At 62.2% G+C, this 23853-nt stretch carries 24 protein-coding genes and 2 pseudogenes; 11 read left to right on the top strand and 15 right to left on the bottom strand.

The window, feature by feature from the left end; all coding sequences use genetic code 11:
- The first annotated feature begins 15 nt into the window (after positions 1-15).
- The 3 genes from E3T47_RS03995 (at position 16) to E3T47_RS03985 (ending at position 2666) form a co-directional block, all read left to right on the top strand.
- Positions 16-1020 (top strand): beta-ketoacyl-ACP synthase III, encoded by a 1005-nt coding sequence (locus tag E3T47_RS03995; protein WP_134554518.1) that lies wholly within the window; start codon positions 16-18, stop codon positions 1018-1020.
- Positions 1021-1077: 57 nt separating this feature from the next.
- Positions 1078-1326 carry an acyl carrier protein gene (locus E3T47_RS03990; RefSeq protein ID WP_134554516.1) on the top strand — a complete coding sequence of 83 codons (249 nt, stop codon included), beginning with the start codon at positions 1078-1080 and terminating at the stop codon, positions 1324-1326.
- A 104-nt stretch (positions 1327-1430) separates the two neighbouring features.
- Positions 1431-2666, top strand: coding sequence for a beta-ketoacyl-[acyl-carrier-protein] synthase family protein (locus E3T47_RS03985; RefSeq protein ID WP_134554514.1), 1236 nt, complete (start codon positions 1431-1433; stop codon positions 2664-2666).
- Between the two features lie 182 nt (positions 2667-2848).
- Here E3T47_RS03985 and E3T47_RS03980 read toward each other — a convergent pair whose 3' ends face one another.
- The 5 genes from E3T47_RS03980 to E3T47_RS03955 form a co-directional block, all read right to left on the bottom strand.
- A complete protein-coding gene (locus E3T47_RS03980) occupies positions 2849-3328 on the bottom strand; it encodes a DUF3145 domain-containing protein (protein WP_134555067.1) in 480 nt (159 codons plus the stop codon).
- 334 nt (positions 3329-3662) lie between these two features.
- Positions 3663-5423 carry a bifunctional 3'-5' exonuclease/DNA polymerase gene (locus E3T47_RS03975; RefSeq protein WP_241981921.1) on the bottom strand — a complete coding sequence of 587 codons (1761 nt, stop codon included), beginning with the start codon at positions 5421-5423 and terminating at the stop codon, positions 3663-3665.
- 182 nt (positions 5424-5605) lie between these two features.
- Complete coding sequence (locus tag E3T47_RS03970; RefSeq protein WP_134554510.1) at positions 5606-6106, bottom strand: COG4315 family predicted lipoprotein; 501 nt, start codon at positions 6104-6106, stop codon at positions 5606-5608.
- Positions 6107-6541: 435 nt separating this feature from the next.
- The gene (locus tag E3T47_RS03960; RefSeq protein ID WP_134554508.1) at positions 6542-7678 is read right to left on the bottom strand and encodes a ScyD/ScyE family protein; all 1137 of its coding nucleotides are present in this window, start codon (positions 7676-7678) and stop codon (positions 6542-6544) included.
- 221 nt (positions 7679-7899) lie between these two features.
- A complete protein-coding gene (locus E3T47_RS03955; protein WP_134554506.1) occupies positions 7900-9789 on the bottom strand; it encodes a CASTOR/POLLUX-related putative ion channel in 1890 nt (629 codons plus the stop codon).
- 448 nt (positions 9790-10237) lie between these two features.
- Between E3T47_RS03955 and E3T47_RS03950 the strand changes: the two genes are divergently transcribed.
- Positions 10238-11131: a DUF808 domain-containing protein gene (locus E3T47_RS03950; protein WP_134554505.1), complete on the top strand. Its 894-nt coding sequence runs from the start codon at positions 10238-10240 to the stop codon at positions 11129-11131.
- Between the two features lie 279 nt (positions 11132-11410).
- Here the strand turns inward: E3T47_RS03950 and E3T47_RS03945 are convergent, their stop codons facing one another.
- The 4 genes from E3T47_RS03945 to E3T47_RS03930 form a co-directional block, all read right to left on the bottom strand.
- Positions 11411-12259: an alpha/beta fold hydrolase gene (locus E3T47_RS03945; protein WP_134554503.1), complete on the bottom strand. Its 849-nt coding sequence runs from the start codon at positions 12257-12259 to the stop codon at positions 11411-11413.
- Positions 12260-12549: 290 nt separating this feature from the next.
- Positions 12550-13422, bottom strand: a complete 873-nt coding sequence (locus tag E3T47_RS03940; RefSeq protein ID WP_134554501.1) for a helix-turn-helix transcriptional regulator — start codon at positions 13420-13422, stop codon at positions 12550-12552.
- A gap of 252 nt (positions 13423-13674) precedes the next feature.
- Positions 13675-14463 carry an SDR family oxidoreductase gene (locus E3T47_RS03935; RefSeq protein ID WP_134554499.1) on the bottom strand — a complete coding sequence of 263 codons (789 nt, stop codon included), beginning with the start codon at positions 14461-14463 and terminating at the stop codon, positions 13675-13677.
- Positions 14463-14810 carry a DUF3140 domain-containing protein gene (locus tag E3T47_RS03930; protein ID WP_134554497.1) on the bottom strand — a complete coding sequence of 116 codons (348 nt, stop codon included), beginning with the start codon at positions 14808-14810 and terminating at the stop codon, positions 14463-14465. Before E3T47_RS03930 ends, E3T47_RS03935 begins: the two co-directional genes overlap by 1 nt.
- Before the next feature lie 234 nt (positions 14811-15044).
- On the opposite strand from E3T47_RS03930, the gene E3T47_RS03925 reads away from it, so the two are divergent.
- A complete protein-coding gene (locus E3T47_RS03925) occupies positions 15045-15260 on the top strand; it encodes a hypervirulence associated TUDOR domain-containing protein (protein ID WP_134554495.1) in 216 nt (71 codons plus the stop codon).
- Between the two features lie 236 nt (positions 15261-15496).
- Here E3T47_RS03925 and E3T47_RS03920 read toward each other — a convergent pair whose 3' ends face one another.
- From E3T47_RS03920 to E3T47_RS03910, 3 genes are all read right to left on the bottom strand, one after another.
- On the bottom strand, positions 15497-16183 hold the full coding sequence (locus E3T47_RS03920) for a cation efflux transmembrane domain-containing protein (RefSeq protein WP_134554493.1): 687 nt from the start codon (positions 16181-16183) through the stop codon (positions 15497-15499).
- Complete coding sequence (gene cmtR / locus E3T47_RS03915) at positions 16180-16533, bottom strand: Cd(II)/Pb(II)-sensing metalloregulatory transcriptional regulator CmtR (protein WP_134554491.1); 354 nt, start codon at positions 16531-16533, stop codon at positions 16180-16182. Before cmtR ends, E3T47_RS03920 begins: the two co-directional genes overlap by 4 nt.
- A gap of 239 nt (positions 16534-16772) precedes the next feature.
- Positions 16773-17147, bottom strand: coding sequence for a thioredoxin family protein (locus E3T47_RS03910; RefSeq protein WP_241981920.1), 375 nt, complete (start codon positions 17145-17147; stop codon positions 16773-16775).
- A 193-nt stretch (positions 17148-17340) separates the two neighbouring features.
- Between E3T47_RS03910 and E3T47_RS03905 the strand changes: the two are divergent.
- Both E3T47_RS03905 and E3T47_RS03900 read left to right on the top strand, forming a co-directional pair.
- Positions 17341-17516, top strand: a pseudogene (locus tag E3T47_RS03905) (ATP-binding protein); the annotation flags it as partial.
- 198 nt (positions 17517-17714) lie between these two features.
- Positions 17715-18362, top strand: coding sequence for a DNA-3-methyladenine glycosylase (locus E3T47_RS03900; RefSeq protein WP_134554489.1), 648 nt, complete (start codon positions 17715-17717; stop codon positions 18360-18362).
- A 131-nt stretch (positions 18363-18493) separates the two neighbouring features.
- Here the strand turns inward: E3T47_RS03900 and E3T47_RS03895 are convergent, their stop codons facing one another.
- The 3 genes from E3T47_RS03895 to E3T47_RS16750 form a co-directional block, all read right to left on the bottom strand.
- Positions 18494-18703 (bottom strand): hypervirulence associated TUDOR domain-containing protein, encoded by a 210-nt coding sequence (locus E3T47_RS03895; protein ID WP_134554487.1) that lies wholly within the window; start codon positions 18701-18703, stop codon positions 18494-18496.
- A 91-nt stretch (positions 18704-18794) separates the two neighbouring features.
- Positions 18795-19328 (bottom strand): DUF488 domain-containing protein, encoded by a 534-nt coding sequence (locus E3T47_RS03890; RefSeq protein WP_134554485.1) that lies wholly within the window; start codon positions 19326-19328, stop codon positions 18795-18797.
- 292 nt (positions 19329-19620) lie between these two features.
- Positions 19621-20289, bottom strand: a complete 669-nt coding sequence (locus E3T47_RS16750) for a helix-turn-helix transcriptional regulator (RefSeq protein WP_134554483.1) — start codon at positions 20287-20289, stop codon at positions 19621-19623.
- Positions 20290-20390: 101 nt separating this feature from the next.
- Here E3T47_RS16750 and E3T47_RS03880 point away from each other — a divergent pair, with 101 nt between their 5' ends.
- From E3T47_RS03880 to E3T47_RS03865, 4 genes and pseudogenes are all read left to right on the top strand, one after another.
- Positions 20391-21620 carry an NAD(P)/FAD-dependent oxidoreductase gene (locus tag E3T47_RS03880; RefSeq protein WP_134554481.1) on the top strand — a complete coding sequence of 410 codons (1230 nt, stop codon included), beginning with the start codon at positions 20391-20393 and terminating at the stop codon, positions 21618-21620.
- A 101-nt stretch (positions 21621-21721) separates the two neighbouring features.
- Positions 21722-22312, top strand: a pseudogene (ribA, locus tag E3T47_RS03875) (GTP cyclohydrolase II); the annotation flags it as partial.
- 264 nt (positions 22313-22576) lie between these two features.
- Entirely contained in the window at positions 22577-22903 is a 327-nt protein-coding gene (locus tag E3T47_RS03870) for a putative quinol monooxygenase (RefSeq protein WP_134554479.1), read from the top strand.
- A 181-nt stretch (positions 22904-23084) separates the two neighbouring features.
- Positions 23085-23723, top strand: coding sequence for an MBL fold metallo-hydrolase (locus E3T47_RS03865; protein WP_134554477.1), 639 nt, complete (start codon positions 23085-23087; stop codon positions 23721-23723).
- Positions 23724-23853: the final 130 nt, after the last annotated feature.

The following is a 23853-nucleotide window of genomic DNA, read 5'->3' as shown; positions in this document are numbered from 1 at the left end:
CAGATGAAAGAGATTATGACCAAGCCAACACTCAAACAGTCACACGGACCGCAGTTCACCCGCATCCTGTCCGTCGGAGCCGCACGCGGCGACCTCGTCGTACCCAACGATGAACTCGTTGAAGCCATCGATTCCTCCGACGAGTGGATTCAGCAACGCACCGGAATTATCACCCGAACCAGAGCCAGCCAGGACATCGACGTGATCGACTTGGCAACGGACGCCGCCCGCGAGGCGATCGAGCGCAGCGGTATCGATCCTGCGCTCATCGATGCTGTGATCGTCGCAACGATCAGTAATATTCGGCAGACGCCGTCGGTCGCCGCCATCGTCGCAGACCGAGTCGGCACCAACCCGGCCGCCGCGTACGATATCAACGCAGCCTGCGCCGGTTATGCCTACGCCATCGTGCAGGCCGACGCCCTTATTCGCACCGGTGCTGCGAAATACGCGCTGGTCATTGGCGCCGAGAAGCTCTCCGACCTGATTGACCCGACCGATCGCAGCATTTCGTTCCTCCTCGGCGACGGAGCCGGAGCCGTCGTCATCGGTCCGAGCGACTACCCGGGCATTTCCACCACGGTCTGGGGCTCGGACGGCTCCAAGGCGGAAACGATCCAAATGGACCATACCCTGCAGGAATATCGTCGCGGCGAGGCCGCCTGGCCTACCCTCCGTCAGGAAGGACCCGCAGTGTTCCGCTGGGCGGTCTGGGACATGGCCAAGGTCGCCAAGAAAGCCCTCGCAGTTGCGGGAATCGACAGCGCCGACCTGGCGGCATTCATTCCGCACCAAGCCAACATGCGCATCATCGATGAGTTTGCCAAGCAGCTCAAACTGCCGGAATCCGTGGTCATCGCCCGTGACGTCGCTACGACCGGCAACACCTCATCGGCCTCGATTCCCCTCGCAACTCATCGTCTGCTCGAAGAACATCCTGAGCTCAGCGGCGGACTCGCGCTCCAGATCGGCTTTGGTGCCGGACTCGTCTTCGGCGCGCAAGTCGTTGTGCTGCCCTAACCTACCCACCCCCTAAACTAGTTCTCGGTCAACCGAGACACCCTCAAGGAGAAAAACATGGCATTGTCCACCGAAGAAGTTCTGACCGGCCTGGCCGAGCTCATCAACGACGAGACCGGGATCGCAGCCGACACGGTTGAGCTCGGCAAGTCGTTCACCGACGACTTGGACATCGACTCCATCTCGATGATGACCATTGTCGTCAACGCAGAAGAGAAGTTCGACGTAAAGATCCCCGACGAAGAGGTCAAGAACCTCAAGACCGTCGGCGACGCCGTTGAGTTCATCGTGAAGGCCCAGGACTAGGCCCAGGCTTGAACCAGGTCGGCCGGAAATCGGCCGACCTGTTCACTGGGCTGGTGCCACAACGCGCCGGCCCACACGTTTGTCCTTCGATGGAGAGTTGACTTATGACCAAAAAAATCGTTATCACCGGTATCGGTGCCACTACGCCGCTGGGCGGCACGGCGGTCGACACCTGGACGGCCCTCCTGGCCGGCGAATCGGGCGCCACCACCCTCGAGCAAGCCTGGGTCGCTGAAACAGCGATCCCCGTGACTTTTGCCGCACAGGCACGGGTCAAGGCCGTGGATGTGCTGCAACGATTTGAGGTCAAACGCCTCGACCCGTCCAGCCAATTCGCGCTGATCGCCGGACGTGAAGCCTGGGCCGATGCCGGCTCCCCCGAGGTCGAGCCCGAACGCCTCGCCGTGGACTGGGCGACTGGAATCGGCGGGGTGTGGACCCTGCTCGATGCCTGGGACACCCTGCGCGAACGCGGTCCGCGCCGCGTGCTCCCGATGACTGTGCCGATGCTCATGCCTAACGGCCCGGGAGCAGCCATCGGAATGGACCTGCACGCCCGCGCCGGGATCACGACAGTGGTTTCCGCGTGTGCGTCGAGCACCGAAGCTCTCATTAACGCCTACAACCGGCTGCAGGCCGGACTGGCCGACGTCGTCATCGCCGGTGGCTCCGAGGCTGCTATCCACCCACTGCCGATCGCCTCGTTCGCCGCGATGCACGCCCTGTCCACACGCAACGACGACCCGGCCACCGCGAGTCGACCGTACGATGTCACGCGCGACGGATTCGTTCTCGGTGAGGGCGCAGCCGCCCTTGTCATCGAAACTGAAGAACACGCCAAGGCCCGCGGTGCCCATATTTACGCCGAGCTGCTCGGTGGCGTCGTCAACAGCGATGCCCACCACGTGACCGCGCCGGACCCGGAAGGGTCCGCCGCAGCTCGCGCGATGGTGTCGACCATTGAAAACGCCGGCGCGACCCTTGCCGATGTTTCGCACATCAATGTGCACGCCACGAGCACCCCGGTCGGCGACATCGCCGAGTACAACGCACTCAAGCGTGTGTTCGGAGTCCTGCTCAACGGCATCCCGGTTTCGGCCACGAAGGCGTCAACCGGTCACCTCCTCGGTGGTGCCGGCGCCCTCGAGGCATTCTTCACGGTGAAAGCACTCGCCGAGCGCACCGCACCGCCGACGATAAACCTCACGTCGCAGGATCCGGAAATCCCGCTTGACGTGGTCACCGCCCCACGGGCGCTGCCCGCCGGGGATCTCCTCGCGCTGAGCAACTCCTTCGGTTTCGGCGGCCACAACGCCGTTGTGGCGTTCCGCTCGGTCTGATCTCTGCACGATCAGAAATGACCCCGTCCGGCTTCGGACAGGGTCATTTCTGTAAAGCGATTCACCGTGCCTTATCGGTATCAGGGGCACAGACTGTGACTTCGCGGGATTGCCGCCGGGAACGTCACCGGTCGCCAGGCCACGCCGCCATGGGCGAACCGCACTCTTGCGGTGCCCGCTGATCAGCCGACCTGATGCAGCCAGACCACTGCATTCAAATCGCTCGCCTGGCGGAATGGTTCCAGTTCGTCATCCCACGATTGCCCGAGGGCCAGGCGCAGCTGCCGATGTAGCTCGATGGCATTCGCCCCCGCGTGCTCCATCGCCGAGCGAATGCGATCTTCCGGCACGACGACATTGCCCACACTGTCGGTCTGCGCATGGAAGATGCCGAGTTCGGGCGTGTGCAGCCACCGGCCGCCATCCGAATCGGGCCCGGCGTCTTCGGTCACTTCGAAGCGCAACTGTTCCCACCCGCGCAGAGCGGATGCGAGTGCTGCGCCGGTACCCGGGCCTCCCTCCCAAAAGTACTCGGCCCGGTAGGAGCCGGGCAGAGCGGGTTGTTCCGACCAGTCGAAATTGACGGCTTCACCGAGCGCACGGCCAGCCGACCACTCCACGTGCGGGCAGACGGCGCGCGGAGATGAGTGCATGAAAATCATCCCCCGAGCAATCGGTGCCCGACGGTTAAGTGTTGCGTCCATCGTGTATCTCCGTTCCTAGTAGGTTCGTCTTCCCCAACGACCTCGGAACGACCGCGCTTTCAACTCATAGTTGTGGGCACGATGGCGAATGTGAAATTGTTCGGTCTCTAAAGCCCAGCAAACCGATAGCGTCATTATGCCCCAGCCACCTGCGCATGTACAACCACGGACCGTCAACGACATGGGCTGGCGCCGGGTTCCTGCGGGCCAGCACGACTTGCTCGGAGCGCCCTCGCCGATTCGCCGGCCGCGCGCAGCGGTCGTTGGCGGCACGGGGCCCAGTCGGCTCGATCTATTTCGCCTGGGCGTAGTTGTCGACCGTGGCCACGGTGAGCATGAAATCCACCGGAAAGTCGCCGAACAACAGTCGACCGGCCGTCTCGGCGGCCGTCGTGACGATCTGGACCACGGCGTCGGCGTGCACGGCCGGCGTATGTACGATCACCTCGTCGTGCAGAAAGAACACCAGGTGCGGCGTGCTGTTGAAGGGTGCGCGGGCCCCCGGCGATGCCGACCGTTCGGCGCGAGAACCCGACTCACCTGGCAGCCCCGGTGGGGCATCCGCTATCGTGAGGGCCGTGAGCTCGCGTCGGATCTCCGCAATCCAGCACAGCGCCCACTCAGCGGCGCTGCCCTGCACGATGAAGTTGCGAGTGAAACGCCCCCAATCCCGGGCCTGGCTGCGCGCCCGCCGCTCATCGGTGGCCGTGGCCTCCTGGTGATACGCCTGCGCCTGAGACTCGTGCCAGCCCGGTCCGGGTATCGGTGACGAGCGCCCGAGCCGGGTCGTCACGACCTCGCCGCGCTCACCGGCGCGAGCCGCCGACTCAGTGAGCGCGATGGCCTGGGGGTAGGCTCGGGCCAGTCGCGGCATCAGACGGCCACTCTCCCCCGTCGTGGCCCCGTACATGGCACCAAGCATGGCGACCTTGGCATGGTCGCGCGTTTCGACGACACCGCTGGACACGATTCCGGCATACAGGTCGGTGCCGCGACCGGCCCGCGCCATGCCCGTATCCTGCGCAAGCGCGGCGAGTATGCGCGGTTCGAGCTGTGCGGCATCGGCAACGACGAATTTCCAGCCGTCGTCGGCTACGACGGCACCGCGAATCTGCCTGGGCAGCTGTAACGCCCCGCCGCCGCGGGTCGCCCAGCGACCGGTCACGACTCCTCCAGGCACATAGTCGGCGTGGAACCGGCCGTCGACGACCCACGATTCCATCCAGGTCCAGCCGTTGGCGCTGAGCAGCCGCGACAATTTTTTGTACTGCAACAACGGTTCGATGACCGGATGCTGCAACTTTTTCAACTCCCACCCGCGGGTGGAGGTGACGGCGAGGCCGGCGCGTTGCAGCGCCTTGATCAGCTCCTGCGGTGAGTCCGGGTTAAGGGCGGCATCATCCAGTTCCGAGCGGATGCATTGGGCCAGTGTTTCCAGACGTTCCGGCCGAACGCCGAGTGCGACGCGTGCTCCCAGTTCCCGAGTGAGGAGGAGATCATGCACGTCAGTGCGCCAGGGCAGCCCGGCGTAGCGCATCTCCGCGGCCACGAGCGCCCCGGAGGATTCGGCGGCGAGCAGCAGCCGTAGTCGTCCCGGTTCGCCGGCAGATGCCACAGCATCGAGTTGGCGGCGAAACTCTCGTGCTGTGGATTCACCGGTACCGTCATCGACTGAGGTAGCGTCGAAATCGAAGAGGGTCGCCCGTGGTACGGCCTGGTCACTCGCGGGTGAACTCGCGACGTCCCAACGGTCCGGCGCGGCCAGGGCGAGTTCGCTTGTCATCGTGAGGGCCGAATTTTTCAGGATGACATGACACAAGCGAAGATCGTAGCAGCGCCGCACCCGGATTCCGCCGGCCAGCAGAGTCGGATAGATAAGGGCGGTGTCGTCCCAGACCCAGCGCGGCGCGGGCGTGCTCGGTTCGACCGACGCGACGAACGACAAAAACGCGGACAGGGTGAGGCGGCGTACCGCCGCACGCGGAATTCCGGCCTCGTCCAGCGTGTCGACGAGGAATTCACCGTCGCTCGCTCGCCGCACCAGGACATACACTCCCTCATTCTGCCCCGTTGCCGCCGCACACCGTGCCGCGCCCACCGGCTTCGCGGTTGCCGCCGCACTCCGCGCCGCGCCCATCGGCTTCGCGGTTGCCGCCGGACACCGCGCCGCGCCCATCGGCTTCGCGGTGCCGATGGGCGAGGTGGTCTGCCAGAGACTACCGGAGAGTGATCGTGCTAGCCGGCAATCTTGTCGCCGTTGGGTGCGACCATCCACCAGACGCCGCCGACGGCCTGGCCGGTAGTGTCACCGGCAGCAGCGTCGCCAGCCCAGTAGTACAGGGGCAGCCCGTTGAGCGTGACCTGCTTGGTGCCGTCCGTGCGGGTGATGACACCGACCGTTCCGGTGACACCGTCAACGACGGGCGTGTCGGTTTCGGCGACGACGGGGGGCCATTTGACGAGGCAGTCGCCCTCGCAGGAGCTCTTTCCCGAGTCCGCGACATCTTTGTCGAAGACATATAGGGTCATGCCTGCTGGGTCGACGACGATCGTGCCGAGCGAACTGTCGGCGGTGGCGAGCGTGGCCTCGGCGGGCGGTTCGGCCTCCTCGGTCGCCGAGCTCGACGTGTCGGCCGCCGGTGTCGTCGTTCCCTGCGAGCATCCGGTCAGCGCGAGAACGCTGAGCGCCACCGCCCCGACGACCGGCCCGACCCTGAGCCAGATTCTGCTGTTCATGATTGCTTCCTTCTCTCGGTGAACTGGTCTGAAGTGGTGCGGGATGAAGTGGTGCGTTTCGATGACTGCCGCTGTCGTTGACCGATTCTGTCGAAGACCCGGTGCGCTGTTCGGGCATGCAGGCGTAGGGGGCCTGGAGCTACCACGAGGTACGGCCGGGAAAAGTTCAGCGCCCAGGCAATCCTTCGCGCAGCCAGCACGGTACGAGGCAATGACGTTAGCTTCAGGCCATGCGGCTAAGGGAAGTCGTGAGGATCGACGCGGGATCGTTCCGTCGCGCAGCTGCGAAAGAAACTAGAGGTTGTGCCGGCGTCACCACGCTATCCGCTCACAGAACCGGGTATGGGTTTCCGGTGCGACCTCGACACGACATCCTGGGTGGATGCACCGTCAGCCGCGGCCGGCGATGCATCCACTTCGAGCGGATGCCGCGGCCTAGCCGTTGAGGCTCACCGAGAGCTTCACGACCTTGCCGATCGGCTGCGGAGCACCGGTAGCGTCGGGCACGAAAGAGTTCGTCGTGACATACACGCTGTTGCCGGCAAGCTCGATCGCCGACGGTGAGGTGGCCGGAATCTGCAGCACCCGATCGGTCAGGGTCGGATGGAACACGGAAACCTGTCCGGTGCCGTTCGGGCCCCCGAACAGCTCGGTCACGGCAATCAGTCCGGTGCGCTGTGACACCGCCAGGTCGGTCGCTCCAACGAACCCGCCCTTCACGAACTGCACTTCGCCGTCGACCGGATTGAACCGGTAGACCGCGCCGCGGGCGCCGAGGCTCGCGTCTTCGGGTCCGCCGGGCAGGCTCGTGACGTAGAGCCAGCCGTCCTTACCCTGTTCGACGTCGGTCGGCACCGGTTCGAACCGGTAGCTGGCTCCAACGACACAGGCCGGAAACCCGACGCCCGCAGCGAGTTCGGCGCTGACCACGATCGGGTCGCCGGCCGGGAGAACGGCAGCGGTGCTGACCGTGCCGTCGTAACCCACTTTCAGAACGGCGTTCGCGCCGGCATCCGCCACGTAAACGCCGTCGTCCAGCGCAAGGCTGGCGTACGGGTGGGTATCAACGACTCCGGTGTAGGTCGCCGGCCCCAGTGGTGACGCCGGATCGAATTCGTCGAGGCAGGACTGCGGCAGGTCGACGAATCCGTAGGTGTTGACCTGGTCCGGGTTCGCCGTGCTCTCATAGGCGTAAATATCGCCCAGCGGCGTGGCGACACCACCTGCGGGCAGTGCGTACAGGACTGATGCCGTGTGGTCCTGAGTGTTCGTGGAGTAGTACACCGTGCCGTTTCGCACCGAAACTGCACCGAGCTCATCGCCGGGCGTCGCACTCGCGATCACGCTGTTCGTGCCATCGGGACTGATCCGGTTCAGCAACCCGGGGCCGTTCTGCGAAACGTACACGGTTCCGCCGGTGCCGACAGCCAGGCTCAGGGGTAGGAAGAGATCGTTCGCCAACACCGTGGGACCCCCGAGAATGGGAATCTCCACAGCGGATGCCGGGGCCGCGACCATTGCCGAAGCGACGGCGGTGACGCAGGCGACTGCGGTAAAGACCAACTTTTTCACAACGTTTCTCCTTGACTCGGTGTGGATTTCAGGGTGGTTGTCCGAGAAGGCACGACGAGTCGCGGGGAAAACGATGGTGCTGGAGGATGCGACAACGGGTGCTGCGTGTGTGCGGCGCACCGGTGCGACGTGGATCGTGCTGTCCCGAAGGAGCCGACGCACACAGACGCCGACGAGGGAACAGTAGCCCCGAAGCTCAAAGCTGTCTAGGCGATTTCGCCCTAATCGTTGGCCAGCACGATGATCTTGTCGTCGGCAGCGAAGCTGCGCTTCTGGCTCTTGTTCGGGTTGACGGAGACCCCGTAGGCGTGGGCGCTGCTGCGGGCGTGTTCGGCGACGCGGTAGCCAATGGCGGTTTCACCGCGACGCCGAGCAGCCTCAAGCACGGTGTAGAAGTCGACCTCCGCGCCCGGGCGAATATAAACATCCGCTGGGCGCAGGTAGATTTCACTTCCGTCGCTGGAGAACAGTGTGCTGAACACATCGGTCAGATGCTTGTTCTCGGAGATCTGCGACAGCATCAGGCTGATGAGCTTGTCGCTCACAATGAAGTCGTCGGCCTGGGTCACTTCGGCCAGCTCGCGGTTGGCATCGTCGAGCATTTCACTGACAACGTTGAGGTCGACCTGCGCCTGGTCTGCCATGTCCCGCAGGTGCAGCAGGGTGATGAGTGTGCGGGCGTCGGAACGCTGTGGCTCGACGGTCTCCCCCTTGTCGGCCAGGACAATAATGTGGTCGTACGTCTCCACCGTGAGGCTTTCGAGGAGCGCGCGGCTTGTGGTGTCGCCGTTCTGAAAGGTCACCGACATGTTCTCAAAGGGGGCGAAGAGCGGATCCTCCACGTCGGCTACCACGGTCACGCTCGAGGCCGCGGTGACATACTCGTCCAGCTCGGCGAGCATGGCGTGCAGACCAGAATTGTAGCCGAGCACCAGGGTGCGCTCGGGGGCGACGGCGAGCACGCTGGCGTCGTTGATCGCCTGCTCGTCGGCCGCACCGGGCACGCTCATGCGAATGGTGCTGTCGTCTTCGGCAATCACGATGAGCTGGTCACCGCTCTGATACTCCAAGTCGGGTTCGGGGTTGAGGTGCACAACCCCGCGCTTGACCATTCCCATGACGCAGGATTCGGCGAAGGACAACTGAGCGTCGTAGTAGGTGTGACCGACGAGGTTGGGCTGCTCAGTGAAATAGATCTCGTGACCGTCGAAGTCGAGCAGCTCGGTGTAGACCACGCTGAGCCCGCTCTGCCGACAACTCTGCACTGTGATACGACTGATCAGGTCGCTCGCGAGCACCCAGTGCGCTTCGTCACGGCCGACCAGCCGGGCTGCCTCAAGATTGCCGGGGTGTTGGATTTCGCCGACGATGTGGTACGCCGACTCCTTGCGGCGCGGATTATTGGTGAGGGCCAGCGCGGTCTTGATCACGACGGAGTCCGGGTCACTGTTGCCCTCCGGCGCGAGGATGACGATACTGCGCGCTGTGTGCGGGTTGCTGATTTCCAGATCGGCGAGGTTCATCGGGTCGCCGCTGCGGCAGATGATGCGGGTCCTTCCGGTATTCGGCACCTGGGCGCGCAGGTCATCCTCCATGTCGACCTTTTCGCGAGCTGACAGGATCACGATGGTCGAGCGCTTACGGGAATCGTTGGCGACGCAGATCTCGCTGACGATGGCGTAGATCTTGGGGCTCCAGCCGAGGATGAGGGTGTGATCAGACTCGAGGACCTTGGAACGGCCCTTGCGCAACTCGTCTACCTTGGAGTCGAAGGCGCTCGAGATAATACCGATCAGGCTGGCCACCATGATGACGCCGCCGATGGTGACGACGAGCATGGCGCCGCGGAATCCCCACCCCGCGTCGCCTCCCATCGTGCCGCTGTCGAGGGTGCGCATCAGGTTGCCCCAGAGCACTTCAAAGAAACCGGGAGACGGGTCTCCGGGCTCGGCCGTGGGAAAAAGCCCAAAGACCATCACCACGAGGGCGACCAGAGCGATGAACACGAGGCTGGCGAGGGCCAGCAGGGCCATCAGGGCGCCAGCGCCCCTGGCCATAACGCTGTCGAACCAGTACCGGAATCGTTCCTGAAAGGTCGTGCTGTTGGTCATGGTTCCTCTGTCGACGCGTGTGGTCGTGCCCTCGCACGGGTACGCGCGAGAAATTGCGTTCCACCCCCTACAGAAGGAACTACCGATACGGCGACTCAGACGCCGCACAGCCTCGGTGAACGAAGTCTGACGTGAAGGCACCGGAGTTGCCAGCGGACACACCCGAACCTGTACCCCCATTTTGGGCCCTGGTGGTGAATCGCTATACCGGGCTAGTGGCCTTCTCCGGTCGGCGTTTCGCCGAGCGAAGGCAAGAATCTGTCCGGCTTAGCGTCGACCGGGTGCCCTTCGAAGACTCTGCTCGCAGATGCCCCGCACAGACCCGCGTCCCCACGAGCGGATGCTTTCGTCTGTCTCCTAGCCACGGCTCGCGGACACCTGCACGAGGTACTGTAGACACCTAGCGGTTGTCCCTCCCGAGGACGATGCCCCATTCAAGGAGAACCAGATGTCGGTCGGCTTGCTCGCCGTAGTCGATGACATACTTACCGCCGCTCTCAAGGCGAGTGCGAAAACCGCGGGCGTCGTCATCGACGACGCGGCCGTCACCCCGCAGTACGTTCAGGGGCTCTCCCCGGCGCGCGAGCTGCACGTCGTCTGGCGCATCGCACTGGGCAGCCTGGTCAATAAGTTCGTCATCATCATCCCGCTCGCGCTACTCCTGTCCGCGTTCGCGCCGTGGGTATTGCCGTGGCTGCTGATCCTCGGCGGTACCTACCTGTGCTTTGAAGGCGCGGAGAAGGTCACCGAATGGTTCGGCGCGCATCACGGAGCCGACGAGCCCGAATCGCGCGATGAGGGCAAGCTCATCTTCGGCGCCATTCGCACCGACCTCATCCTCAGTACGGAGATCATGCTGATCGCGCTGGCCAGCCTCGACCCGGACTTCGGCATCTGGATGACGCTCGGCGCCCTGGTGGTCATCGGCCTCGGCATGACGGTGCTCGTCTACGGCGCGGTCGCGCTGCTGGTCAAGATTGACGATATCGGCCTGTCGCTGATGAAGAACCCCGTGCGACGGGTGCGACGCACCGGAGCGCGCATCGTGGCCGCGATGCCTGCCGTGTTCCGCGTGATCGGAATCATCGGCACGGTCGCCATGCTGTGGGTCGGCGGTCATCTCGTGATTGCCAACCTGGCCGAGACGTTCTGGCACGGCCCCTACGACGTGTTGCACGCCGCGACAAACGCGGTCGAATCGGCCGGACCCGTCGTTGTCTGGCTCACCGACACTGCGATGTCGCTCGTATTCGGCCTTGTTCTCGGACTGATCATCGCCGGCATCGTCTTCGCAATTGCGGGTCTTCTGAAGCGCAACAATCGAGAGGTCATCGCGGCCTGACCGTTCGGTCTCCCGCACGGCTCGGCCCCGTTCAGGTAGCGGTACTTCGCCGGCCCTTGCCAGCGCCTCGACGATTGGGTCGCCATATCCGGAACTGTCTGGAACGAGACGCCCGCTCTTCAAGCGGACTGGCCGGGTGACCCCAGGCCGAGTCCACGGATATTTGAGCCCCGACTCGGTTTGGCCGGCGTTACCAGTAAGCGCGTCATGGTGCGATGCGCTGAGGTTGTCTGCGGCCAGGACCCGCCACCGGTCAGCGACGGGCCCTCCTCAAGTCGGCTACTTCGCGAGGAACGCGAGTACGTGCCGGTTCCATTCGGCCTTGTGCGTAACGGTCAGGCCGTGCGGAGCATCCTCTATCAGCACAAGTTCGCTTTCGGTGATGGCTTCGTGAGTGCGCTTGCCGCTGACCTCAAACGGCACGATTGTGTCGGAGTCGCCGTGTATCACCAGGGTCGGTACAGTGACTCTCGTCAGGTCATCGCGAAAGTCCGTCGTCGCGAATGCTGCTGTGCTGTCGAGCGTTCCCTTCGGTGACGCCAGCAAAGCGATATCGAGATTGTAAGCAATCTGCTCGTCGCTGACCTTGGGCTTGTTGATCAGCGACGGTTTGCCGGCGGTGAAGAACATCTGGACAAATTCGTGCAGGAATGCCGGCCGGTCCGCGGTCAGGCCGTCGTGGAACCATTGGGCCAGTCCCTCGTCGACACCACCATCGGGGTTGTCGTCCGATTTCCACAGGTACGGCGTCACCGCGCTGGCGAAAACGAGCTTCGCGATGCGATCTGTGCCATAGGTGCCGACGTATCGGGCCACCTCGCCGCCGCCCATCGAGAACCCGATGAGGGTGACTTCTCGCAGGTCGAGTGTGTCGAGCACGGCCTTAAGGTCGGCAGCGAACGTGTCGTAGTCGTACCCGTTCCACGGCTGTGATGACTGGCCGAACCCGCGTCGGTCATAGGTGATGACCCGGTAGCCGGCGTCAACGAGTGCGGGCACCTGGCCTTCCCAGGATCTGCCGCTCAGCGGCCAGCCATGAACCAGTACGACGGGCTTGCCTGCGCCGACGTCTTCGTAATGCAGTTCAAGAGCGGGATCGTTCGGGGCGGGAACGGTGATGAAGGGCATGTTCTCTCCTTGTAATCGGGATGATTCCTCGAACGTATACGGGACCGTGGCTCTCCGTAATAGCCGTTGCCTAGGAGAAGGCTGAGTCCTGCATGTGGTCGTGATCGCGCTTGCTCAAGCGGTGGAGACCAACGGCAACCCTTCACCGCAGGTACGACCGCCACGTACCCGGCCCCGTTGCCGCCATCACCGTTGACGATGTTCTCGGGCCGACCCTCCGCGTGCTCTCGCGCGACTGAATCGTCGGTCGCGGCGGGATACCCTCGGGCATTCCGCCCCACTCACAGCGACTAAGACTGACGCTCCGTGAAGGCGGTCTCCTGCGTCACGGCCCATGAGGCCAGCACTTTCAGGGCATCCGCTGTGGGCGAGCCGATGGGTGCCGTATAGACGTTCATGACCAGGCCCGGCTCACTCGGCAGTTCCATCGACTCATAGTTGAGGTCGAGGTCACCTACGACGGGATGGTGGATGCGTTTCAGACCGCTGCGGTGATGCATCACATCCCGCGATGCCCACCGCTGGCGAAATAGTTCGCTTTGAGTGGACAATTCCCCCACGAGCTGGATCAGCCCGGGGTCGTGCGGGTTGCGGCCAGCCTCCAGACGTAACATCGCTGCCGCGTCGTTGGCGATCTGGTCGTAATCTCGCCAGAACTCACGCGCAGCAGGATTTAGATAGGTGAACCGGGTCGTGTTCACCGGCCGCCGAGGATCATCGAACACCGGCGAGTACAGCGCCCGACCCAACCGGTTGGCGGCGAGAATGTCGTGACGGCCGTTACGCACCCACGCCGGCGCATCCGACACTGCATCGAGCACCTGCTGAACGGCGGGACGCACCGACATCGACGGCCGTTCGCGCCGAGTGCGACCTGGCCCCGCGGTACGTGCCAGATTGAAGAGATGCTCGCGCTCTGCGTCGGTCAGTCGGAGGGTTCGTGCCAGAGCATCGAGAACGCTCTCGGAGGCGCCGGAGAGGTTGCCGCGTTCGAGCCGAACGTAATAGTCCACGGACACCCCGCTGAGCATGGCCACTTTTTCGCGGCGAAGCCCAGCGACACGACGATTACTGCCATAGGACGGGAGACCCGCCTGCTCCGGAGTGACGCGGGCGCGTCGAGAACTCAGGAATTCACGGATTTCGGCACGCGTATCAGTCATGCACCAACGCTAAGCCAATCCGGCCAGCTGCGGGAGGCACTGGTGGTGCCTGCCTCGACGTCATCTCGGCAGCGTCGGAAGACCTCACCAGAGCTGTAGCGTCCATCCACCGCAACGGAACGATCGCAAACCGCACGTGGGCCTTGATCTTTCGACTGGAATCACGCCGAGTCGGCCAGGGACGTGCGGAGCATCGAGTGGATGTCGGTCGTCACCCGGTGGGCCTGGAGTTCGGCCAGGAGCCCGGACCGGTCAGGGCCAGCCGCTTTCGAACAGCGGGGTCACAGTCACCTCGTTGAGGACCATGTCCGGCGGAGACTGGGCAATCCAGGTGATCAGCTGAGCGACGTGATCCGGGGGCATTGACTCGGCTGTGGCGACGTCGCCGGAGGCTGAGTCACGGTCTTCGGGTGACCATGCACCCCAGCTGGTGTCCATTGCTCCGGGATACAACAGACACGCCCTGATCCTGTGCGGTCGGCCTTCAGCCGCCGTTGCCTGCGTGAGGCCGGTGAGGGCGAACTTCGATGCGCAGTACGCCGACGCATTAGCCCATCCTCGGCGCCCGGCGACGGACCCGACGTTGATGATTGTCCCTCCCCCACGCGCGCGCATGTCGGGGAAAACTTCCTTCGACAGTAGGAATACGGCCCGCAGATTCACGTTCAGCACGCGATCCCAACCGGCAGCGTCGAGTTCTTCAATGGATCCGGGAACGTCGGTGCCGGCGGCGTTGACCAGAATATCAATCGGACCTAACTGCTTTCGGGCCGTATGAACGGCTTGCGTCAGCGCGTCGGCGTCAGCCAAATCCACCGGAACAGCAAGCGCCACCGGTCCGACGCTTTCTACGATGTCGGATATCTGGTTGAGCGTGACCTGAAGATCGGCATGAGAGCGGCCGAGCACCGCCACCCGTGCCCCGGCTACAGCGAGGGCGATAGCGGTCGCCCTGCCCAGGCCGCTGCTACCACCAGTGACTACTGCTACCTGCCCGCTCAGCGGCCGGGGGCCGGTTGAACGACCGTGGCACCGCGACATCACACCTCCTTCAGTGGATCATTTCCCCAATTCATCAGCGAGTATCGCCATCTTGAGTGCTCGACATCGGAATCCGGTCTCTGGGCCGTATGCCGTTTCACGTAGCCGACGACCTTATGCATGTGTTCGATGTCGGACGCGGTCAAATCGCCCTTCTTCTTTCCAAGAATTGTCACGATCCTGCGTCCGGACCTATGCCCGATGGATTCCCCGCTGCCATCGTCTTTCTGTCCGACCTCTTTGGATTCGTCGGTGTCAAGCCACGACTTGATCTCACCGGCGGTCATCGTGACCGCGTGTTTCCAGTCGATCCAGATTGCATCGACATCGTTTGCTTTATCTGCCATAACTCAATCATTGCGATGATGATTCACATCGACAAGGGGCGTTCAGGCTTCGTGGCTTGATCCGCACTTTCACGAAAGGTTCGGACCGAATGAGTTCTTTGGACCTCTGCAGGAATGTCCGCACGTTTCTGCACGACCGATATCTGCCCGCAATACGAAGTCCTCTGCGGTTTGCACGGCAGTACTTGACCAAACCCTCTAGCCCATGGTCGCCCTTGTCCGTATGCTGCCACAATGACAGACTTCAGAAAGGGCGACCGGGTGAGTTGGGCGACATCACAGGGACGCACTCAGGGGAAAATCGTCGACAAGAAGACGAGCGACTTTGACTTCGCAGGCAGCACGTTCCATGCCTCGAAAGATGAGCCTGCGTTTATCGTGAAGTCCGAGAAGACAGATGCGGAAGCCGCACATAAGGGCAGTGCCCTGCGCAAGTTGTCGCCACGATAGGGCAATGCCGAAAAGTACGAACGCTATAGACGCAGGATCCTCGACCAAGAGGGCCGCACCGGAGGCCGCTACGTGTCAAGGTCGGGTTAGGCCAATGGCTAACAGCAAGGCCGCCGTTTGATGCAGAGCGAGAATCTGCAAGCCCCACCATGTCCAGCCCGTCTTTGATCGCCGTGCGCGACGCGGCGCCGGCGCTCCCTCTGTGCCGGAGTGTGTGTAAGTACTTGGTCTGAGGTTCAGCAGCAGTCGTCGTGCTCGACGCCGCGTTCCCCCGTAAGAGCAGACACAGGTGCTTTGCAGGCGTCGCCGCGCCACGCCTCGAGGCCTTCGCGGACGGCGAAGACCACGATCACGAGGGCTGCGATCGAGTCGGCCCACGCCCAACCGAAGAAGATGTTCAGCAGCAGCCCGAACAGAAGGGCAGCGGAGAGATAGGAGCAGATCAGGGTTTGTTTCGAGTCAGCGATCGCCGAGGCTGAGCCCAGCTCCCGACCGGCGCGACGTTCGGCGAAGCTCAGAAACGGCATCACCATAAGACTGACCGCGGCCAGTACGATGCCGACCGTGCTGTGTTCAGCTTCCCGAAAGCCGAACAGAGAGAGCCCGGCATCGACGCTCACATAAGCGGCGAGTGCGAAAAATGCCCACGCGATGATTCGCAGGGCGGTCTTCTCCCGCTTCGTCGGATCGGGGGCTGCAAACTGCCACGCCACCGCAGCAGCAGAGAGGACCTCCACGATGGAGTCCAAGCCAAACCCGATGAGGGCCGCGGACGACGCCGCAGTCCCAGCCGCGATCGCAATGATCGCTTCGATGACGTTGTAGGCAATGGTCGCCGCGACGATCCACCGGATTCGGCGACGGAGAACCTGCATACGGTCCCGCTGGATCTCAACAATGCGACCCTCCGCGGGAACGCTCATGCGTCGTTCCGGCAACACAACGGCACATCGCAGTCCTCATCGACGCATCCGACACCGTCATCGACAGCGAGCACCACGTCCATCAGGGCGCCCAGCGCCTTCGTCACGTGAGGATCCGCGATCTCATAGCGCGTCGAGCGTCCCTCCGGAACGGCGGCCACGATTCCGCAACCTCTCAGGCACGACAGGTGGTTGGACACGTTCGACCGCGACAATCGTAGCTCGCGCGCCAACGCACCCGGATATCCCGGGCCATCGAGCAGGGAGAGCAAGATTCGAGACCGGCTGGGATCGGCCATCGCTCGGCCCAACCGGTTCATCACGTCCACCCTCGAAGCAATAGTCAGCATGCACTGACATTACACGGATTGCTGACCAATCACCACAAGTGGCCGATACCGGCGGTCCTCACGATGAAGCAGCTCAGTGAGTGCCAATTGGAGCGGTCCGTGCCCCAGAGGATCGTTCCGGAACCGAAGCGCAAACCACAGTCCACATCGACGGCAGACAAGGACCGTGTCACTTGAGGCGTGCAAGCCTGTGGCGCGGATAGACGCGACCGCAGCAGGAACAGGCGAGGTCTGAAGCGTTATCCATGGGCCGCGAGGGCTGCTTCGATTTGTTGCTCGGTCGGAGATCCGGCCAGGCCATTCGGTGTGAGATAAATCCGACACGCGAGGTCGTTGGTGCGGCCATCCGTGGGAAAGAGATCAACACCGTCGACGAGGATCGTCGGGGATCCAGCAAAGAGGACCCTCGCGGCCGTCTCGGCAGAATCTACCAGGGTGGATTTGATGGTCGCATTCGACGGCATAGTCTTCTCGACGGCACGCTCCAGGCGGAGAAGGGTTTCTCCTGAGTTCGGGCAGTCTGCAATGTGAAGTAGCTCGATTGTCACCATGAATCTTCTTTCTCTGCAGACTGCCGTCGAAATCCGAATCTTCTGACGGGTGCGGAACCTCATCATCCAATTCTGTCACCGTCGTCTCGGGCCGATAAGCGCCCCGCGCACTTCCAAGCGAAGCGAAGACTTGATTTGAGCGACGCATGCCTGAGTATGAATCGCAGGAACGCACGTCTCGATGGATCAGCGTTGTCTTCCTCCCACGAGCGGATACGTCTACAGCCGTAGTCCTGCCGGATCGACCGACCGCACCATCGACAACGACGACTCGGGGTCGGCCATGCGCGCACTCGCGTCGTCGGTGCTGGCAAACGCGGAAACGCACATCGTCTATCGCCAGGTACCGATCAGCTCTGAACCACGGCGAGCGCGCTCGGGCTCAGCCGAACCGAGCAGAAATTGCCTCCGGCGCTCGGCACCGGACAAGGGCGTCCCGAGCTACTGGGCAGCACACTCACGCGTCGCCGGTGCAGTATCCGTGCTCATTCTCGGCACCGTCGCCGGCGGAATCCTGTGTATCGCCGTCTCTCCCTGGTCACTCAAGTGGCCTTGCTCAAGCATCGACTTCGGAACCACTCTCGACGTCTCGTTTGAGCGTTGACCGCCGGGAGTGGATACGCTGACTCGATGACCCTGCTGACTGGATTTCATCTAGCGGACCGCGGGTTTTTTTCGCGCGAGGTGCTCGATGTCGCACCGGAAATACTTGGCTGCATCCTTCAACGCACCGATGACGATGGCACTGTGGCCATTCAAATTACCGAGGTCGAGGCGTATGCCGGTGAACGCGACCCTGGCGCACACACCTATCGGGGAAAAACGAATCGGAATAAGACAATGTTCGGCCCTGCCGGCCACCTCTACTGCTACTTCATCTACGGAATGCACCATGCGCTGAACCTCGTCACCGGACAACCAGGCCAACCATACGGTTGTCTCATCAGGGCAGGAGACGTTATGGGTGGTATCGACATTGCCCGCACCCGGCGTGAAAGCAGACCACGAAAAGTTCCACTCCTAGATAGCAGTTTGGCGCGAGGCCCTGGCTGCGTTGCCCAAAGCTTCGGGGTGACCCTGACAAACGATGGTGACGATCTGTTCGGCGGACAGTGGAAATTCTTCGTTCCGGAGGACGGTGTGGTTTTACCGCACCGAACCGGACCCCGCGTTGGCGTCAGTGGGGCCGGTGGCGATGCAACGAACTTTCCTTGGCGATATTGGCTACCTGATGCGTCATCCGTCTCAACATACAAACCGGGCCGCCCGCAACCGTGACGTTGAAATGCGTTGCCGGGGACTCATCGGTCCGGTGGACGTCGCACTTTGATCGTGGCCACCATCAGAACTGCCGGCAGGCACACAGGTGTGCACGTTCGCTAGATGTGTGCGTCGGTGGCCGTGGATGGCTAGATTTTCGTCAGTGCCTCTCCCTTGTGCATCGCCACGTGGTCGGTAGTGTCGCTCGTGATCTCGTACTGCGGATCATCGGGACTGCAGCGCCGAGTGCGACCTTTGAATTCCACATCTTTCGTGTGAATCTTCGTGATGGTGCCGTGCACATAGCCGGCTTCAGAGTTCCAGAGCACGTGATCGCCAACTGAGAATCTTTCTGTCATTGGTATGCCTCCCGCAGCCACAATATTGCCGAATCTCTCCAACATATTCGCTGCATCATCCTGCCCCGATCCGGATTGGCACCCTCGTTGATCAAACCTCCGACGGGTACCACACGCGGTCACCATCGACTTTGGCAAAGCTGGTGAGGGTGTGCGGCCGAGTCGAGGTCAGGCTCATAATGTCGGTAACCAAGAGGCCCCGCGCCAGCAACGCGTCTCCGATAAGAGATCGGTGACAACGCCAGGGCACGGCCTCGGCACACATAATCGCCACCGTCTGCTTCTTCGCCAGCGCCATCAACTCGTCGACGCCGGCAACGAACTCTTGAGATTGCATGTAGTCGGCATAGTTGCGAAAGCTCTTGTTGCGCCAAGCTCCGTTGACAGATGCTACTGCCGCCGGGGTGTGCCGCAACCCGCCGAGCTCGGGGAGTCGCTGATAGTCAATACCTGCCTCCGGCAAGCTTGTGCCGAGTTCCTGCTCCCCGAATTGCGGGTTGTGACGAGACCCCGGAACGGTGCGCACGTCGATGAGTCGTTCGACGTCGTTTGCTTTCAACATTTCAACGAACTCATCAATCGGATGAGTTGAATGCCCGATCGTGTACACACAGACTGCAGCCATGCTCCCATTGAACCGCACGTGCTGGAGCCCGCGTCAGAACTGTCGAATTTGCATGTCTGCGCACCACGCTTCGCTTCTCCATAACGCGCGGGAGCGACCTCGCATATTCTCCACCGTGAGGTTCAGGCGTTCCGTGATGAGGTTGACCGCTGAAACTGGTCGTCACCACCACCAACGCGATCGCAACCGTCCTTGGGGCTCGATGTCAACATGGCCACTCTGGGTCGCTAAGTGATGGGGTTCCAGGCCATCAATAAGATCGAATAGGCGCAGGAAGGACCGGGCATCCGACCTAGTCGGCATTCCGAACAATACGCACGCAACAGTATCCGCCTCTCGGTGCAAATTGCACCTCGCGCGTGCTCTCGCCCGCACCTTCCGCGGCCCCCGTCAGTAAGGCCAGGTTTGCCGCACAGACGGCCTCGGCGTGGCCCTTCGCCAGCTGGTGGAATGGGCAGTTGTGAAGAAGCAGTCCGCCTTCACCATCATCCTGAGGCTCATATCCGGTTGACTGCAGCACCGCATCCAATGAGCCTGCACTCATGCCCAATGCACGACCGTGTTCTATGGACACCCGAGTGAGTGACTCCCGGGCAGGCTCCCCCGTGCGATCGGATTGCTCAATGGCAGAGATCAAGAGCTCTCCGGCCAGAGCGTAGTGTCGGCCCGGAACAGACACGACGATTTCGTTGGCCGCACGTCGGTACAGCTTGGCAGGCCGTCCAGCGCCAGGACCACTTCGGCCCGTGCGGCGCTGGAACTCGGTGTCTAGCAGTCCGCATCGAGCAAGTCTCTCTAAGTGGAACGCCACCGTCCCGCGCGGAACACCCAGCGCCTCGGCCGCCTCATCACGTCCCATCGGCGTGGCGCTCCGAGAGACGATATCGAACAAAGCTCGACGTAGCGGGTCACTGAGCGACGCTATAGCGGAGATGTCGTCCGACTGTGATTGTTCATTCATAATGATGATCGTAACTCTAAAACAAAGTATCTTGACAAAAGAAACGGGTGGCTTCTAAAGTTGGGCTACGAAGATAGCCAGCACACCAGCAAAGAGGAAACATGCCAAATTCTCAGAGTTATGTCATCGTCGGAGCAGGGCTCGCTGGTGCGTCCGCTGCTAGGACACTGCGCGAAGAAGGCTTTACTGGGCCGATCCAACTGATCGGCGCGGAAGCCCACCGTCCCTATATCCGGCCCCCGCTCTCGAAGGGCTACCTCAGCGGATCCAGTGACCGGGACTCTGTGTATGTAGATCCCCAGGACTGGTACGCGCAACATGATGTCGACCTACTCCTCGACACCTCTGTTGCCCGCGTTGATGCCGCCCGCCGGCTCATTCATACCGACGCCGGTGAGGCCTTCGCTTACAGCAAGCTGTTGCTGACCACTGGCTCGTCATCTCGCCGCCTGTCGATCCCCGGAGCAGACCTTGAAGGGGTGCACTACCTACGAACCCTTGAGGACTCCGACACCCTGCGCTCTCTGCTTGCGGGCGGAGGTATGCGACTCGTCCTGATCGGCTCGGGTTGGATTGGCATGGAGGTGGCTGCGACGGCACGCACCCTGGGAAACGACGTGACGATTCTGGAACGTGACCCAATCCCGCTGGCGAACGCGCTCGGCGACGAGCTCGGCCAGATGTTCGCCGATCTCCACGAACAAAACGGCGTCACTCTTCGACGTTCAGTGTCTGTTGAAAGTGTTGTTGGAAAAAACGGTCGAGCTAGCGCTGTGAGACTTGAGAGCGGAGAGGTCATTCCCGCGGACCTCGTCTTGGTCGGCATTGGTGCCACGCCTAACGTCCAGCTGGCCCATTCAGCGGGGTTAGCGATCGACAACGGCATCTTTGTCGATGCGTCGCTTCGCACGAGCGACCCGGCAATCTACGCAGCAGGTGACATTGCCAACGCTTATCACCCCGTGGCAAAGGTACGACTGCGCAGTGAACACTGGGCCAATGCTTTGAATGGTGGAAAGCTCGCGGCTCGGTCAATGCTCGGCCAGAACGTGTCTTACGACGACATTCCATATTTCTACACTGACCAGTTCGACGTTGGTATGGAGTACTCCGGATTTGGACCGCTGGCACGGGGAGCCGATGTGGTGTATCGAGGCGACCGGGCTGGCCGTGAATTCATCGCCTTCTGGGTGGCGGGCAAGAAAGTTGTCGCCGGGATGAACGTGAATGTCTGGGATGTCAACGAAGCCGTGCAAGGCCTCATCCGTCGTGGCAACCAGATTGATCGCGCTAGGCTCGCGGATGCCGATGTGCCACTGGATTCGCTGTGATCATGACCGAAACATGTTTCAATGCCAACCCTTCGGGGTTACCCACCGACGCACCCTCGGCGGAAGCAGCCAATGTCGGCACCATCCGTTCCATCGCGATGTCTTATGTCACGTTCGAAGTTGAAACAAGCATCCCTACCAAACACGGCACTTTCCAGTTCCGTGCCTACCGCGACCTCGTTTCCGGCAGCGAACATCTCGCCGTCGTGTCCGGCACACCAACAGAGGGTTGCCTCGTTCGTGTGCACTCCGAATGTCTGACCGGCGAGGTGTTCGAATCCCGGAAATGTGATTGCGGCCCGCAACTCGACTCCGCCCTCGACACGATTGATCAGAATGGCGGCGTCGTTATCTACATGCGGGGCCACGAGGGCCGCGGCATCGGGCTTGTCAACAAACTCAAGGCCTACCAGCTGCAAGAAGCCGGCTTAGACACGCTCGACGCGAACCTCGCGCTCGGCCTCCCAGCGGATGGCCGTGACTACGCTGCCGCGGCTGCGATCCTCCACGACCTCCGACTTCATGCGGTGCGCCTCCTCACCAACAATCCAGACAAGGTCGGCCAGCTCACCGAGCACGGGATCACCGTCCTCGAGCGTGTGCCCCTTACAGCAGGTGCGCATCCGGCCAACTCCGCCTATCTACGAACCAAACGAGATCGCATGGGTCATCTCCTTCAACACGCGCTCTGATCCTGGAGCGCGAAACCCCGCCGGACACTACCGGGGGTACATACCCGGGCATCGTCTATTCACCATCCGGGTGGTCAGGAGGTTCAAAAAAGTTTCCCTACGGATAATTAGCGGCGGGAAAGGCACCACGGCCCTGAATTTCTGCGGCAGCTCAAGCGGTGATCCACCCCAAACCCGCCGTCGCCTAAGCTGAATTAACGTACCGCACGGTTTTGCAGGAACCGCGACCGTTCAACGGGACGTGACCGAGGAAGGAACCATCCCATGATTTTCATCGTAGTTAAGTTCACTGTGAAACCAGACTGGAGCGATCGTTGGATGGACCTTACGCGAAACTTCACCGAGGCTACGCGCCAGGAACCAGGCAATCTGTGGTTCGACTGGTCGCGCAGTGTCGACGATCCTCACCAGTTCGTCCTCGTCGAGGCATTCCACGATGACGCCGCGGGATCCCACGTGAACAGCGCTCACTTCTCCGCAGCCATGAAGACTATGCCTCAAGCGCTCATGAAGACGCCAGAGATCATCAGCGAGCGTCTCGATGCTGAAGGTTGGGGCCAAATGGGAGAAATGACGGTGCCGAGCAGCTAAGCGCCGGGTGATCGCGGAATCGGTCGAGGTGACTCCCCCACGATCTACCTCATGACCTGCGCCGCAAGGAGGAGCATCCATAGTTCCATGGGCTCGCGTCGCCGTGTCGCATCAAGATTGTTGACCGCACACCCCGCGACGCCACCGCACGAGACCAGCAACCCGTAGGAGGAAAAGGACAATGCACGATCTCAATGCCCTCACGGTGCGCAGCATCTCAGTATCCGAGATGGGCAATAATGTTTACGTTCTCACCTCGAAATCCAACGGTGCGCAGGTACTGATCGACGCCGCGGACGATGCACCCGCTATCTTCACCCTGCTCGAAGATGCACAGAGGGACACGAGTGCCAACACCAGGCTGGCCCTCATAATCACCACACACTCGCATTGGGACCATGTGCGGGCGCTCGGCGAGGTCAGGGAGCTGACGAAGGCACCAGCTGCCGCGGGTCTCGACGATATCGACGACATTTCCGTGCCTACGGACATACCTTTGCACCACGGGGACGTCAGGTCCGTTGAGGGTATCGAACTCGAAGTAATCCACCTACGCGGACACACCCCCGGGTCCATTGCCCTGCTGTACCGCGATCCGCATGGTCCCGCCCATCTGTTCACGGGCGATTCGCTCTTCCCCGGCGGAGTTGGGAACACCAACGGTGATGCCGAACGTTTCTCATCGTTGTATAACGACGTCGTCACCCGAATCTTCGACTACCTTCCGGACGACACGCTAGTGCACCCGGGCCATGGCTCAGGAACAACGCTCGGAGCCGAGCGGAGCAAGCTGTCCGAGTGGAAACATCGCGGCTGGTGACGACGGCAACCGCTGACCACATCCAGCGACGTCGGCTTTTCCTTGATGTAGGCGCACGGGCGCGCCCTCCTTCACTCAACTTTGCGTGACCGCGTCGAACGAATCGGCGGTGGAATACAGCGAGACTATG

Origin of the sequence: Cryobacterium ruanii, from assembly GCF_004404055.1 — a bacterium.
GTDB classification, from domain to species: Bacteria; Actinomycetota; Actinomycetes; order Actinomycetales; family Microbacteriaceae; genus Cryobacterium; species Cryobacterium ruanii.
The sequence above is the reverse complement of the archived record's forward strand: the minus strand, read 5'-3'. Positions and strand labels throughout refer to the sequence as shown.